Source organism: Winogradskyella vidalii (assembly GCF_013403955.1).
GTDB classification, from domain to species: Bacteria; Bacteroidota; Bacteroidia; order Flavobacteriales; family Flavobacteriaceae; genus Winogradskyella; species Winogradskyella vidalii.
This window is the reverse complement of the sequence record NZ_JABFDG010000002.1, coordinates 233,750-249,461: the sequence shown is the minus strand read 5'-3', so window position 1 is coordinate 249,461 and position 15,712 is coordinate 233,750. Positions and strand designations below refer to the sequence as shown.

General features: G+C 34.1%; 8 protein-coding genes. 4 read left to right on the top strand and 4 right to left on the bottom strand.

Annotated elements, in window-relative coordinates; genetic code table 11:
• Window positions 1–36: 36 nt before the first annotated feature.
• The gene (locus HM982_RS07930) at window positions 37–834 is read right to left on the bottom strand and encodes a TrmH family RNA methyltransferase (protein ID WP_179352609.1); all 798 of its coding nucleotides are present in this window, start codon (window positions 832–834) and stop codon (window positions 37–39) included.
• Between the two features lie 127 nt (window positions 835–961).
• On the opposite strand from HM982_RS07930, the gene HM982_RS07925 reads away from it, so the two are divergent.
• The 4 genes from HM982_RS07925 to HM982_RS07910 all read left to right on the top strand — a co-directional run bounded on the left by HM982_RS07925 (window position 962) and on the right by HM982_RS07910 (window position 10,066).
• The gene (locus tag HM982_RS07925; protein ID WP_179352608.1) at window positions 962–3,970 is read left to right on the top strand and encodes a DUF7619 domain-containing protein; all 3,009 of its coding nucleotides are present in this window, start codon (window positions 962–964) and stop codon (window positions 3,968–3,970) included.
• 111 nt (window positions 3,971–4,081) lie between these two features.
• A complete protein-coding gene (locus HM982_RS07920) occupies window positions 4,082–8,128 on the top strand; it encodes a T9SS type A sorting domain-containing protein (protein ID WP_179352607.1) in 4,047 nt (1,348 codons plus the stop codon).
• A gap of 258 nt (window positions 8,129–8,386) precedes the next feature.
• A complete protein-coding gene (locus tag HM982_RS07915) occupies window positions 8,387–9,142 on the top strand; it encodes a hypothetical protein (RefSeq protein WP_179352606.1) in 756 nt (251 codons plus the stop codon).
• A gap of 117 nt (window positions 9,143–9,259) precedes the next feature.
• Window positions 9,260–10,066 (top strand): DUF6503 family protein, encoded by an 807-nt coding sequence (locus HM982_RS07910; protein ID WP_179352605.1) that lies wholly within the window; start codon window positions 9,260–9,262, stop codon window positions 10,064–10,066.
• A gap of 54 nt (window positions 10,067–10,120) precedes the next feature.
• On the opposite strand, the gene HM982_RS07905 is transcribed toward HM982_RS07910, so the two are convergent.
• The 3 genes from HM982_RS07905 to HM982_RS07895 form a co-directional block, all read right to left on the bottom strand.
• Window positions 10,121–11,428 (bottom strand): amidohydrolase family protein, encoded by a 1,308-nt coding sequence (locus tag HM982_RS07905; RefSeq protein ID WP_179352604.1) that lies wholly within the window; start codon window positions 11,426–11,428, stop codon window positions 10,121–10,123.
• Between the two features lie 82 nt (window positions 11,429–11,510).
• Window positions 11,511–14,480 carry an amidohydrolase family protein gene (locus HM982_RS07900; protein ID WP_246296637.1) on the bottom strand — a complete coding sequence of 990 codons (2,970 nt, stop codon included), beginning with the start codon at window positions 14,478–14,480 and terminating at the stop codon, window positions 11,511–11,513.
• A 148-nt stretch (window positions 14,481–14,628) separates the two neighbouring features.
• On the bottom strand, window positions 14,629–15,696 hold the full coding sequence (locus HM982_RS07895) for a DUF3810 domain-containing protein (RefSeq protein WP_179352603.1): 1,068 nt from the start codon (window positions 15,694–15,696) through the stop codon (window positions 14,629–14,631).
• Window positions 15,697–15,712 lie beyond the last annotated feature (16 nt).

The following is a 15,712-nucleotide window of genomic DNA, read 5'->3' as shown; positions in this document are numbered from 1 at the left end:
CATACTTCGAAAATCACTCGAACTGACGAAATTTAGTTATTTAAAATTGCGTTGGCGTTTCGCTTCAAAAATAAGAATTCCTGCAGCAACAGATACGTTCATTGAATCAATTTCGCCTTGCATTGGTATACTAATGTTTTTCGTAGCGGCTGCTCTCCATTCTTCAGTTAATCCCGTCGCTTCAGTGCCAACCACAATCGCGGTAGGTAATGTGTAATCTTGTAAATGGTAAGGTTCGGATTCTTGTAAAATAGCCGAATAGATATTGAAATTGTACTTCTTTAAAAAAGCAATAGCTTCTTCGCTACTAGCCATAGCAATTTCTGTAGTAAAGACACAGCCCACACTAGAACGAATAATATTTGGATTATATAAGTCCGATTTTGGATTCGCAATTATAACGGCATCCACATTGGCAGCATCTGCTGTACGTAATAGTGCGCCAATATTACCTGGTTTTTCAGGGGCTTCGGCCACTAAAATCAATGGATTTTTAGAGGTGAGTATTAAATTTTCAAGGGTGTGCGATTTGGAATTTACAACTGCAATCACACCTTCAGTGGTATCTCTATGGGCTAATTTTTGAAACACCTCTTTAGAAATTTCAATGATTTCAATATTGTATTGCGACATAGCTTTCGCTTCGCTTTTAGAAAATAAATCCGGAAAAAACAAAAGAGTTTCAATTTTATAACTACCTTTTATGGCTAATGAAAGTTCACGCTTACCTTCAATTAAAAATTGACCTGCTTTTTTACGTTGTCTCGACTTCTCTTTTAGGAGCATGAGATGTTTTATTAATGGATTTTGTGGGCTTGTAATGGATTTAATCATATAGATAATTGTTCTCAAGTGCGTAGCGCAACAAATTTAAGCGAATAATATGACACTCTTTTATTTAATGTGTTAGGAATTTTTCAACTAAACTTGTTTTATTATTTCAACCAATAAAAATAAACATATGAAACAAAAATTACTCAACTTCTTTTTTATAATAGGAGTAATGTTCTGTTCATTAGCACAAGTGGCTAATGGACCGCAAGACTATTATCAGTGTGGCAACGGAGATGGTTTTGCGACGTTCGATTTAAGTTACATGGATAATCAAATTCTAGATAATCAAGATGTAACAGGTTTTACGGTCTCGTATTACCATACATATGTAGATGCAACTTCTAATATTAACCCTTTACCTATATTATATACAAATACAACCAATCCTCAAACCATATTTGCAAGAGTTACAGAAAATAGCTCTGGTAATTTTGATACAACTCCTGTGACTTTAACTGTCAACGAATTACCGAGCGTTAGCTTAGCTAATGCCAGTTTTTGCGAAGGAGGTTCAGTAGTGTTACATACAAATTTAAATAACGGAAACTATAGTTTTTTATGGTGGTTTAATGGAACTATAATTCCAAATGAAACACAGCCTACGTTATTAGTCAATGAAGCAGGTTTGTATTCTGTTGAAGTTACCGATTTAGCAGGTTGTGGTGCCGTATTAACCGATTGCCAAGTCATAGAAACTGCACCACCAAGTATTATTCAACCCTCACTTTTAGAAGCTTGTGATTATGATGCTGATGGTTTTACTGAGTTTGATTTAACATCTAAGGATAATGAGATTCTAAATGGACAAGACAATCTTAATGTAACTTATCATGAAACTAGTGATGACGCGGAGACTGGTCAAAATGCATTAGCTTCCCCTTATACAAATGTAGTTTCTTCAGTTCAAACGATTTTTGTTAGAGTAGAGTATGTATTATCTGGATGCTATGCTACAACCTTTTTAGATATTTTGGCAAGTCCATGTACAGACAACCAAAATGTTATTGTAGTTGAAAATGCATACACGGTAGAAGAACTCGTCACCGATATTTTAGTTGATGGTGATTGTAGTCCGGTTTTTAATATAACCTATTCTACAGGTTCTAGTTTTGCTGCCAATGAACCCAATGGTATTGGCTATTTTACAAATGAAAGTGATTTATTTCCTTTTCAAGAAGGTATTATAATCTCTACAGGTAATGCAAGTTTGGCATCAGGGCCAAACGATAGTAATGCAAGTAATGGCACAACGGGGTGGCCAGGTGATATAGATTTAGAAATGGCTACCGGTATTAACTCGTTTAATGCCACAGTTATTGAGTTTGACTTTATACCAATCATTAATGAAATTAATTTTGAATTTTTAATGGCTTCTGAGGAATATGATGGAGGTGGTTTTGAATGTCAATTTTCAGATGCTTTTGCATTTTTATTAACGGATGCCAATGGTGTAACTACTAATCTTGCCGTTTTACCAGGTACAGAAATTCCGATTTCAGTTGGGAACATTCATCCAGAGAATGGGTCTTGCCCTGCAGTAAATGATGAATATTTTGGAGGTTATACCCCGTTTGGTGCGCCACCAACCTCTTTTAATGGTAGAACCGTGGTTTTTAATGCACAATCTGAAGTAAATATTGGAGAATCCTATCATATAAAATTAGTCATTGCTGATGCTGGTGATGCCATCTATGATAGTGCTGTGTTTTTTAATGCGTCTAGTTTTGATATAGGAGAGCTTTGTGACGAAATTGGATTAATAAACGTTAAAGCATTTAATGATGCTAATTCAAATGGAACACTAGATACCGGAGAAACCGATTTTACAAATGGCTTTTTTACGTACGAGGAAAATAATGATGGTGTAATTAATTATGTAAATACATCGATTGGTAATTTTTCTATAATTACGACTAATGAAACAGATAGTTATGAGGTTTCATTTAATGTTTACGATGAATATTTAGACTGTTTTACTGTTGGAACTGCCAACATAAGTGATATTAGTGGTGAAATAGGTGATATTATAACGGTAAATTTTCCTGTTACAGACACACAGACTTGTGAGGATGTTGCGGTTTATATTGTAAATCAATCAACTACTCCAAGACCAGGTTTTGATCATTCTAATTTAATCATTTTAGAAAATTTAAGTGGTTTTCCAATTAGTGCTGGTACCATTGAATTTGTATTAGATGATGCATTAACTATTAATAGCGTACTCAATTTAAATCCTAATTATGTTATGACCACTACAGCATCAGGTTTTACAATTGATTTTGTGGATTTAGAGGCAGGTGCTAGCGAAATTATTGAAGTCAATTTAAACTGTCCAGCAACTGTCGAATTGGGAGAGTTAGTAACTAATACTATAACTTATATAACAAGTAGTAATGATGACTTTAATGAAAATAACACATCTCAATTATCTGAAACGGTAATAGGTTCTTATGATCCTAACGACAAAATGGAATCTCACGGAAAAGATATCTTATATGACGATTTTATAACTTCAAATGAATATTTATACTATACTATAAGATTCCAAAATGTTGGTACAGCAGAAGCTATTTTTGTAAGAATAGAAGATGTTCTAGACGAACAGTTAGATCAAAGCACCTTTCAAATGTTACGATCTAGTCACGATTATGTGGTTACCAGAACAGGGAATAGTTTAGAATGGTATTTTGAAGATATCAACTTACCAGCCGAACAAGATGATGCCGAAGGCAGTATTGGTTTTGTGTATTTTAAAATAAAACCAAACGCAGGTTACGCCGTTGGTGATATCATTGAGAATTCAGCTGCTATTTATTTCGATTTTAATGAACCTATTATCACCAATACGTTTCAAACTGAATTTGTAGAAACCTTATCTGTAAATGGTTTTGATAATACTGGTTTTAGTCTCTTTCCTAATCCAGCAAAAGAAAACGTCACCATTCAATTGGCATCATCTAATTTTGAAACAGGAAACGTTAACATTTACAATATTCAAGGAAAAGCAATTTTGAAACAAATAGCGCTTCAAGCGAATACATCAGTCATTGATATTTCAAGTTTAGAAAGCGGCTTGTATTTTGTAGAATTAACTACAGGAGATACTTCAACCGTTCAGAAGTTAATTGTGAATTAAGTTGAAAACAAATTTTATAACTAAAGCTTCAGGTATATTCTGAAGCTTTTTTGTATTAGCAATAGCAATTGATATTTTCTTATATCTTTAACCAACCCAAATAACTTCATTATGAAACAAAAACTACTTTTATTTTTTATTACACTATTTTTTACGATGATTGCTTCAGCGCAATGTGATATCGTTACCCCAAATTATTATGAAGACTTTTCTGTAATACCTAATGAATGTTGGGAAGAAGCAGATAGTGGAGATGCTGAATCTGGACCTATGGATATAGGATCTGGATCATGGGGCTCAGAGGGTTTCTTAAATAATGGGCTTAGTGGTGCTTACCGAATAAACCTATACTTAGCTAATAAAAGTGATTGGCTTTTGTCTCCAGAGTTTGATTTGTCAGGTGGTCCTTTTCAAGTGGATTTTGATTTTGGCATCATGGCATGGAATAGTAATTCCACTGCAGGTACGTTGGGATCTGATGATACGGTTCAATTGTTATTAACCAATGATGGTGGTACAACATGGATACCGCTATTAACTTATGATGAAAACTCAGAGGTATCTGTTGAAGGTGAACATCCTATTATTGATTTAACGGCCTATAGTGGCGAAACTGTTCAATTTGGAATATTAGCTTCAGAAGGCGAAGTCGATGATATTGAAGATGTAGAAGTATTTGTCGATAATTTTAGAGTGAGGAATTTAATTACTTGTTTCGAACCCATAGCGCTTAATGCTAATAATTTAAACTTTACTTCGGCAGATATTAGCTGGGAAGAACAAGGAACAGCAACCTCGTGGAATATAGAATACGGCGTTGCAGGCTTTACACTAGGAACGGGAACCATGATAAATGGAGTTACAGAAACAATGTATAGTGTAACAGACTTAACTAATAATACTGAATACGATTATTATGTACAATCGGTATGTGGCGAAGAAAATTCAAACTTTGCAGGACCGTTTACATTTGCAACAGCACTTCAAACTAATTTTGATATAGATTGCGTTGCGAACGGTTTACTTACTCAAGATTACTGTTACGATAGTGGTGGAGCGACTAATCCAGTTATTTTTACTTATACAAGTGCTGACGGAATTACACCAGTAAATTTAACATTCAATTCTGGATTTGTAGAAAATGGTTGGGATGAGTTAGTAGTTATAGATTCTGATGGTTCTACATTTCTTGGTTATGCCGCAGAAGATGAGAATTATGGAAATAGTGGTGATTTAACTGGGCTAACTTTTCAGTCAACAGGAGATTCTATTTCATTCTACATAAATTCAGATGCTTCTGTAAGTTGCCAAAGTAACTCTGGCAACATGAGTCAAGGTATTAATTATACGGTTTCTTGTGCTACATGTATTAATCCAGGAGTGACATTTGAAGCGGTTAATGATTGTGAAAATGGAGAGCAATTTTTAATCGATGTAGATGTTGCAAGTTTGGGTGATGCCACTTCACTAACAATTTCAAATAATAATAATGAAGAAACAACATCTGTAACAGCAACTGGAGTTTATCAAATAGGTCCTTTTCCTTTTTTAGTTGATGTAATTGTTACCGTGGACAATGACCAAGATGAAACTTGTAGTGTCAATAGCTCAATCATTCAAGTTTTAGGTTGCCCTCCTTCTAATGACGAATGTGATGCGGCGATTGTTGTACCTGTTAATAGTGGAATATCTTGTGATGTTTTAACTTCTGGGACTATAAATTTAGCTACGGATTCTGGTTTGCCAAATAATAGTTGTGAGGGTATACCAAATGACGATGTTTGGTTTTCTTTTGAAGCTACAAGCGAAGAGCACGCCATCTCAATTGTTAATTTGGCAAATGGAACGTTAGGTATAGACCATACTTTGTATGAAGGTACATGTGGTGCTTTAACAGAAATATATTGTTCTCAAGGCTATTCAAGTATTGTTTCTAATTTAACTATTGGTGAAACCTATTTTATTAGAGTTTATTCACAAGATGATATTGCAGAGACCACAACTTTTGGTTTATGCATTAGAGAAACACCATCAGAATTTATGTGCGAAAATACAAGTATGTTTTGTGCAATAGATGGTGTGTTGACAATTGATAACACAACGGGTGTTGAAAGCTTTGGAAGTATTGGCTGTTTGTATAATGCACCAAACCCAACATGGAGTGCTGTTCAAATAGGTAGTTCTGGTTTAATAAACATGCAAATTGAACAAAGAAATGTTAATGATGTTCTATTAGATGCTGATTATGTAGTTTGGGGACCATTTGATTCTTTGGGTATGGCATGTGAAACTATTGTTTTTTCCGAATGCTCTAATTGCCCTAGTGATTCAGAAAACCCTGGTTTTTATCCTTTTGGTAATATTGTAAATTGTAGTTTTTCAGCTAGTTCCATAGAAAATTTTACTATAGATAATGCGCAAGCAGGTGAGTTTTATATCCTTTTAGTGACAAATTATAGTGGAGATCCTGGTACTATTTCAATAACACAAACTAATATAAATGAAGAAGGAGCAGGTGGTCTTACTGCCGATTTTGACATCGCTTTAGGACCAGATATGAATGTTTGTAATGATGAAGCAGAGGATGTAATATTAAATGCTACTTCACCTTTCGCAGATAATTATGAGTGGTTTTATAATGGCGAATTATTATTCTCGGGAATAGATGTTAGCTCAATAGAGGTTAATTTGTCTGGTGTATACAAAGTTATAGCTTATAATAATAACTGTGAAACACTAGCAGAAGATGAAATTGTAGTTTCGTTTTTAGATTGTGATAATACAGGGATTATTGAAGTCAGCGCATTTTATGATGATAATGAAAATATTGTTTTTGATACAGCTGAATCCAATTTTACCAATGGTTATTTTACCTATGAGTTAAATAATGACGGCATTATAAATACCGTTACTTCCTCTTCTGGAAGCTTTACAATAGCAAGTTTAGATGAAACAAATAGTTATGATATCAATTATTATTTCTATAGTGAACACGAAGATTGCTTTGATGTTTCAATACTTAGTTTTGAAGATGTAAGTGTGCCATTAGGTGAGATTATCACAATTGAATTCCCTATCGTTAATGACCAGTCTTGTGAGGATGTCTCAGTCCATCTTATTAATCAAGAAACACCAAGACCAGGATTCAGTCATACCAACTATTTAATACTTGAAAATCTAGGTGTTTCTGCAACTTCAGGAACTGTAGAATATCTATTAGATGAAGATTTAACAATTAATAGTATAAGTACAGGTAGCAATTATTTAACCACAACAAACGCAAATGGTTTTAGTCTCGATTTTGTTAATTTATTACCTCAACAAACGATAATTGTGAATGTAAATTTACAAACAGCAACCTCTGCGAACCTTGGTGATTTAGTTACCACCACGGCAACGTATACAACGTCTTCGAACGATATAGTTTCAGAGAACAATGAATCTTCTGTTACCGAAGAAATTATCGGTTCTTATGATCCTAACGATAAAATGGAATCTCATGGGAAAGCTGTTTTATTTGAGGATTTTGTAACTTCAGATGAATATTTATACTATACCATTCGTTTTCAAAATGTGGGTACAGCAGAAGCGATTACCGTTAGAATTGAAGATGTTTTAGATACACAATTAGATGAATCGACTTTTCATATGTTACGTTCAAGTCATAACTATGTGGTTACGAGAACAGATCGTAATCTAGAATGGTATTTTGATAACATCAACTTACCAGCAGAGCAAGATGATGCAGATGGTAGTAATGGTTATGTGTATTTTAAAATAAAACCAAATGCAGGTTATGCTATTGGTGATATCATTGAAAATACAGCAGCTATTTATTTCGATTTTAATGAACCTATTATCACCAATACGTTTCAAACTGAATTTGTAGAAACCTTATCTGTAAATGGTTTTGATAATACTGGTTTTAGTCTCTTTCCTAATCCAGCAAAAGAAAACGTCACCATTCAATTGGCATCATCTAATTTTGAAACAGGAAACGTTAACATATACAATATTCAAGGAAAAGCAATTTTGAAACAAATAACGCTTCAAGCGAATACATCAGTCATTGATATTTCAAGTTTAGAAAGTGGCTTGTATTTTGTAGAATTAACTACAGGAAACGCTTCAACCGTTCAGAAGTTAATTGTGAATTAAGTTGAATTTAAATTTTTAAAACGAAAGCTTCAGATTATTTCTGAGGCTTTTTTTTATTAACAGCTTAGGTCTGAAGGAATTATTTTTACACCATTGAAATTTAACCTATATATGATTTCTTTATTATTCTAAGAGCGAAATAATTATCATTTTTTGTTGAATAACCAACTTTTTATAGGGTTAAGATTTAAATCGATAGCGACTGAAATTCAGCGTTTATAAGTTTAAATTTATAAGAAACTCATAAAAATGCTGAAAATGATTAAAAAATATAACTTACTTATACTAATGTTTGTAACTCTATTTTCTTATGGTCAAGGCATTACATTTCAAAAAAACACGAATACGGCGGCTAAAAAATTCAATTTTATACAAAAACTGAATGAAAGTGGCGATAGTTTAATCCTTGCCACAGATTATAAAAAGATAAAGCAAGTCGATATATTAAATATGGACTACTTAGAGACTATTGAAATTAATAATTCAAATGCTAAGATAGATTTAAAACATCTCTCCATAGGTAATTATGTAGTACAAGCAAAAATAGGTCGACATTGGATTGTAATGTATTTGGAAAAAAGAGATTTAAAAGCAGAAGGTATAAAATCTGTAGCTGTAAATGTAGAAAGTGACGTTAATAAAATTGTACCCAAGAACGCCATTGATTCAGTGTCATTAGCTAAAGACAAATCTAATCAGCTTCATTTTAATGAGCATAAAATGTACTGGGTGGTGTATGAAAGTAATGCACAGTTTTCTTCGCAAAGAACGATGAGTTTAAAATTTCCAAACGAAATTTATGACTTAATCGATCAAATAGAATTAGAAATGAAATCTAAGGTTGCAAAGGATAATATTTTATATGTATATGAGGTTTTTGATAAATCAGAATTCATGCGAGAACAGCTTAAGAATAAAAACTATCACAAAAGAAAAAGTTCTGAATACTTTAATGTAGAACCTGTATATAGTTCTGAAGCAAAAAAAGAGGTCATGAAGAAAATCGTAAACTAAGTGTTTTTATAGTCGTTTAGATTTAGATGAAAGATAGGGCTTCAGATTAATTCTGAAGCTTTTTTTGTAATGCAACAATTTTCTTTCCGTCAAAAGCTTCAACTTAAAATCCTAATTATGAAAAAAACAATTTACGTATGCCTTTTAGCTGTAGTTGCAATGGCTTGTAAAAATGAAGCGAAACAAGACACTATAACACCTACTGAAGTAGAAGCGGTCACAACAAAAGACATTAGTACCAGCATTTATCCAGAAGCAATCACTAAAGTTTTTGATGCGCATGGTGGTATTGACGCTTGGAATAAAATGCATACGCTTTCTTTTACCATTACAAAACCTACAGGAAAAGAGAAAACGACCAAAGATTTAAAAACTAGAGCCGAATTAATTGAGACACCAACCTATTCACAAGGGTTTGATGGTGAAACCCTTTGGATTAACGAAAAGGATGGTAATGCCTACAAAGGAAAACCTCAATTTTATAAAGGTTTAATGTTTTATTTCTACGGTATGCCTTTTGTTTTTGGTGATAATGGTATTTCTTATGAGGAAACAGAATCTTTAGTTTTTGAAGGAAAAACGTATCCAGGGATTTTAATTTCTTATGAAGCTGGTGTTGGAGAATCTTCAGATGATCAGTACAAGATTTTTTATGATGCTGAAACAGGACAAATGGAATGGTTAGCTTATACGGTAACTTTTGGAAAACCCGAAGGAAGTCCAGATTTTCATTTTATTAGATATAACAACTGGCAAACCGTTAATGGTTTAGTGATACCTAAAAGTATCGATTGGTATAACTATGAAAATAATTTACCAACAGAAAAACGAAATACAGTTGAGTTTACGGATGTAGTACTCTCTGAAGAAGCATTAGACATGAGTATGTTTTCAAGACCAGAAAGTGCTAAGGTTATAGATTAATATTAGTTATATATAAAGCAAAAAAAAGCGAGCCATTTGGCTCGCTTTTTTTTATTAATCTACTTGACTCGGTTTGTTAGCGTAGCGTTTCCAAAGTTCGGTTTGGTGTGTTTCTAAACTCAAATCTCGACCATCAATAAATGCTTTGGTCAAAATATTGGTTCGCATATCTAAAGCATCACCCTCACTGATAAAAAGTGTCGCGCTTTTACCAACTTCTAGAGTGCCATAGGCATCATCAATCCCCATGATTTTAGCAGGGTTTTGCGTGATGAGTTGTAAGGCTTGTTCCTTTGTGAGTCCATGAGCTACCGTTGTTCCTGCATAAAAAGGCAGATTACGAGAATTCATACGCTCCATTTGTCCACTTGGTTCTAAAGCCACTAAAATACCAGCATCAACTAGTTTTTTTGCTAATTTGTATGGTAAATCATAATCGTCATCTTCTAATTCTGGTCTAGAGTGAACACGTCTTAAAAATACAGAGACCTTATTTTCTTTTAGAAACTCGGTTATATTTCCAGCTTGATAAGCACCAACGATGGTAATTTTAGAAACCCCTTGTGCTTTTGCAAAATTTACAGCGTCGGTAATCGCTTTTTCATCATCGGCATTAATGTACAAATGTTTTGAACCATCAAATAAACCAGCCATAGCTTCATAAGGTAAGTGACTTTCCGATTTACTGCCCTTGTTATAGCTTTTAGATTCGTTAAAGTAAGCATTGAGTTCCTTAACTTGTTTTGCGTAATCTTTATTTGGTTTCAAGCCTGGGTCTTCACCGCGCCATGGGCGACCACGACGAAAACTATTTGGCCAATTGATGTGAATACCATCATCTAATTTAATGGCTGCATCTTGCCAATTCCATGCGTCGTATTGAACAACAGTTGAGGTTCCCGAAATACGCCCGCCTCGTGGGACCACTTGGCCAAGCAATACGCCATTAGGTCGCATAGATTCGATAACTTTAGATTCAGAATTATAAGCAATAATACTTCTAATGTGTGGATTGTAAGTTCCCATTTCAGATAAGTCGTTAGATGCTTTTACGGCATCAACTTCAACCAAACCTAAGGTGCCATTAGCAACGATAAAACCAGGATAAACATGTTTGCCTTTGGCATCAATGATATCCATTGCTTGTCGGGTTAGTGGTGTAGAAGCTTCAGGGCCAATGGTTGTTATTTTTCCATTGCTGACTACTATAATGCTATTTTCTATTACAGTGCCATCGCCAATATGTGCTGTGGCGCCAACAATTGCAAAATCTTTAGTTTGTTTTGGAGCAGGTGTTTGCTGTGCAAAACTGAAACTGCTAATGAGTAAAAAGCTGAGTATATATAATATGTTTTTTTTCATTTTGAATGTTTTTGTATTGATATCTATCAGGTTTGATAAAACCTTACAGGATAACCGTTTTTACTGTGACTGAGACTGTAAACTAGTCTAAGCTATCACAATGTAAAGCGTGATTTTCTTTTTTCTTAATCGGTTGTGTTTGCAGGCCTTTGTTTTTGTCTTGAAGCATCAAATTAATAAGCGCACTTTTTTCTTTTTTAATGGCTTCCCGCATTTGTTTATCCTTTTCAAGGTCAAAATAGGTCACCCCTTCAATAATGGTTTTTTCAGCTTTAGCGTAAATAGACATTGGGTGGTCAGACCATAAAACCACATCGGCATCTTTACCGACTTTAAGACTTCCAACTCTGTCATCAAGATGTAAAAGCTTCGCCGGATTTAAGGTTACAAATTTCCAAGCCTCTTCTTCGCTAACACCACCATATTTTACAGATTTAGCGGCTTCTTGGTTTAAACGACGCGACATTTCAGGGTCATCACTATTAATGGCTACCGTGATTCCGGCATTATGCATAATTGAAGCATTATAAGGAATAGCGTCATTTACTTCATACTTATAAGCCCACCAATCACTAAATGTAGATCCGCCAGCACCATGTTCTTTCATTATATCGGCGACTTTGTAACCTTCAAGAATATGCGTGAAGGTGTTGATTTTAAAATCGAATTGCTCTGCAACTTTCATCAACATATTAATTTCACTTTGCACATATGAATGACAAGAAATAAAACGCTCTCCGTTTAAAATTTCGAGAAGAGTTTCCATTTCTTCATCATATCGGTAAGGCTCGCCGCTGTTCTTTAATTTTCCATAAGCTTTTGCTCTTGTAAAATAATCAATAAAGACTTGTTCAACACCCATACGCGATTGTGGGAAACGTGCATTAGTGCTGTATCGTGATTGTTTTACATTTTCACCTAAAGCAAATTTTATGAATTTAGGTGAATCGTCATAGATTAAGTTATTGGCTGTCTCTCCCCATTTCAATTTAATAATTGCAGAACGTCCACCAATTGGGTTTGCCGAACCGTGTAAAACTTGAATAGAGGTTACACCACCAGCTAAATTTCGATAAATACCTATATCTTCTTCGTCTAGGACATCTTCTATAGTGACTTCTGCAGACGAATTCTGACCGCCTTCGTTTATCGAAGCTGCGGCAATATGGGAGTGTTCATCAATGATTCCGGCAGTGATATGTTTTCCTGTAGCGTCAATAACTGTTGCATTTCTACTCGATAGGTCTTTTCCAATTTTAGAAATTTTACCATCTTTAATTAATACATCCGTGTTTTCTAAAATACCGTCTTCTTCATTAGTCCATACCGTAGCATTTTTGAATAATAAGGTTTCTGATTTGGGTTGTTCTGTAAACCCATAAGCTAAATTAGGGTAGGTAACAGGACTCATAAATGCTGCGTCTGTAGCCTTTTCTTTTTTCTTATCATCATCTTTTTTGTCAGTCTTTGCTGCTGAACTATCAGATTTAGTAGCCGTAAATTGTAGTTCATTACCATTTGGTAAGATGGCTTTTCCTTCAAGGGTATTATCCTTAACTGCATTGGCAACAACTCTTACAAATTCTTTTTTTGTACTATCTGCTGTTTTAAAAGTAAGGTGTAACCAATCATCTGTATAACTGATTTTAGTACCTAGTGTTTTTTCATCACTTGTAAGTTTAGCTTTTGGTTTGCTTGTGCTCGACGTGATATTTAGATTATAAGCTTTATTGTTTAGTTTAAAATTATAATCACCATTAATATTGGTGGTATTGATATCTTCAATAATGTTTGCTTCGCCTTGTACCCAATTTTCGTATAACGTTGTTTTCTTTTCAAAAATATCACCATCTGTAATTAAAAAATTGGCATAGCTTCCTGTTTTAAGGGTGCCTAAAAGATTTGATTTTCCTAGTAATGCAGCAGGAATAGTTGTAAGCGCTTCCAATGCTTTTTGTTTAGAAAGTCCACTTTCAATCGCTTTCTGTAAGTTAGAAGCAAATGATTTTTTCGATTTTAATCCGTGTGTTGTTAGTGCAAATGGAATACCGTTTTCTGCTAAAATTTTAGGATTGTGAGGTTCTTGATTCCAAGCTCTCATGTCGCTTAAGGATAAGCTACTGGCTAAATGTGTATTGTCTACATCAAAAGCAAGTTGAAAATCTATAGGTAATATAACGGTTGCGTTAGTGCTTTTAATCTCGTTGATGCGTTCGTATTCGTCGCCACCACCAAGAATAGTGTACTGAATATCATAAACGTCTCCAACTTTATCTGCACGCATTAAATTTGCACGGCTGCCTGCTTCAAAAATTTGCAGTAAATTTTTGTTTTTGTTTAAGGCTTCAAGTGATAAATCCTTAGTGTCTATATGTCCGGCTTCATACCATTTAGCATCGCTATACATTTGACGCAATAAAGCCATACTTCCCATAATTGAAGACGGATAGCGTTGTCTAGATTTTACACTTTTGCTAAACGATAAATGTTGTGAGATTTTACCATCTATGATACGCATTGAATTATCTGCTGTATTATTCAAAGCAATTAAAGCACCTGTGCCACGAACAACACCATCTGGCATATGCGTGTTTACGACCCCAAAACCTAATTTGTGTAGTTCAGAGGCAGACTTTGCATCGTACTTAAAGCTGGTCATCACATCTTGTTCTGGTTTAATGTGATCGTTCCAGTAAAAACCGCTTCTACTCGGGCCATATTGTGGACCATCGCCACCGCGTTCTGGTTTTTGTACACCAAAGGTGGTGTAGAGGTCTATAAATGAAGGATAAATAGTTTTACCTGTCAAATCTACTGTTGTAGTGTTGTTAGGAATTTTTATTGAGGTTCCAACGCTAACAACTTTTCCGTCTTTAATAAGAAGAGTGGCATTGTCAATAGTTTCGGTTGGTGAAACGTGAATGGTAGCATTAATAAAAGCCGTGTAATTGGTATTGTTTGCTTTTACGCCAGAATTACTTGGAAAGTAATCTTGAGCAAATAATGAAAAACTGCACATAAAAATGAGCAGCCGTAAATGTGCTTTAATCATATATTAAAATGGTTAGTTAGATTTCTAAATATAGGAATTAATGTGAGAAGCAAAATTGAATTTAAAAATTTTAACTTTTAATACCTCAAGAATGTAGATCTGTGTTGTTCCTTTTTAAGACTTGGCTTAGTAATAATCTTAAGTAAGATTACAACTCCTTATCATCATAATAATTAACTAATAAAGCGACCACATAACTGTAACTTTTCATGCCGTCTGATTGGTTATTGGCTTTGAGGAAATTATCGAAGGTTTTTTCGAAAACAGGTTCTAATGGATTTTCGTAAGCCATCCAGAATTCTCGAGATTCCTGATAGTTTTTTACGATGCCTTTATGAACTGTAAGAATGATAGTATTGTAAAATTCGGGATTGCGTCTAAATAATTCTGCTAAACAATACTGAAGTGCAAAGGTGTAACCCGAATATTTAAAATATAAATCTTCGTTTTGAATAGCTGCCAAACTACCGATAAAATTAGCTTCATTTTCAGCCGCATAACCTAATTGATGTGCCGCTTCGTGACATGACGTTGTAGGAAATTTATAGGTTGAAATTAAGCCGTTTACTTGAGCTTCGTTAGTAAAAGGATTTATATAACCTGAAAATCCCATGTAAGTTAAAGGTAAACTATATATGGATTTCTTAATGCTTTTAGGTTGGTATTCTAAGTGAGGATATTCTTTTGAAAGTGTTTGGTAGCCATCTTTTACCTTATCAAATATTTGAGTTTTTGTATAAGGCGAAATGACTTTTATAGTGTCGTTTTTGGCAAGTTGAAGCTGTAAGCTATTCGATTTTTTAATTAAGCGCTCTGTAAAAGCAATGAGCTGTTCGGTGGAATAATCGGCTTCAATATTAAGTGATTTATAAAGAGGTTGTCTGTAATAGTTAAAAGCCCAAAGGATATGAAATGAAAAATAAGCTATAGACAACATTGCGCCAATATCTAATAGCCAACTTACCGTGTCGTTTATAATGCGCTTTAGGTTTACAATTAACCATCGTATCGCATAGAGACCAGCTAAGGTGTATAATACATCACCACCAGAAAAAGGTAGCCAACCAAACGTGTAACGCATAGCTTTAGAAATAAAAACATACAGTCCGTTACTATAAAATTGTTCTACAAATTCTGGGAAATGCTTTAATTGAGATATAAAAAGTAATTGTATGCCGAAGAAAATAACAAGGGCTAATTTTTTGTTTTTACGCATAACTCAAAAGTAGGAA

Bases quoted from the DNA above. Each gene is read 5' to 3' on its own strand.
- HM982_RS07895 (WP_179352603.1), bottom strand. From the start codon at position 15,696: ATGCGTAAAAACAAAAAATTAGCCCTTGTTATTTTCTTCGGCATACAA.
- HM982_RS07905 (WP_179352604.1), bottom strand. From the start codon at position 11,428: ATGAAAAAAAACATATTATATATACTCAGCTTTTTACTCATTAGCAGT.
- HM982_RS07920 (WP_179352607.1), top strand. From the start codon at position 4,082: ATGAAACAAAAACTACTTTTATTTTTTATTACACTATTTTTTACGATG.
- HM982_RS07915 (WP_179352606.1), top strand. From the start codon at position 8,387: ATGATTAAAAAATATAACTTACTTATACTAATGTTTGTAACTCTATTT.
- HM982_RS07925 (WP_179352608.1), top strand. From the start codon at position 962: ATGAAACAAAAATTACTCAACTTCTTTTTTATAATAGGAGTAATGTTC.
- HM982_RS07910 (WP_179352605.1), top strand. From the start codon at position 9,260: ATGAAAAAAACAATTTACGTATGCCTTTTAGCTGTAGTTGCAATGGCT.
- HM982_RS07900 (WP_246296637.1), bottom strand. From the start codon at position 14,480: ATGATTAAAGCACATTTACGGCTGCTCATTTTTATGTGCAGTTTTTCA.
- HM982_RS07930 (WP_179352609.1), bottom strand. From the start codon at position 834: ATGATTAAATCCATTACAAGCCCACAAAATCCATTAATAAAACATCTC.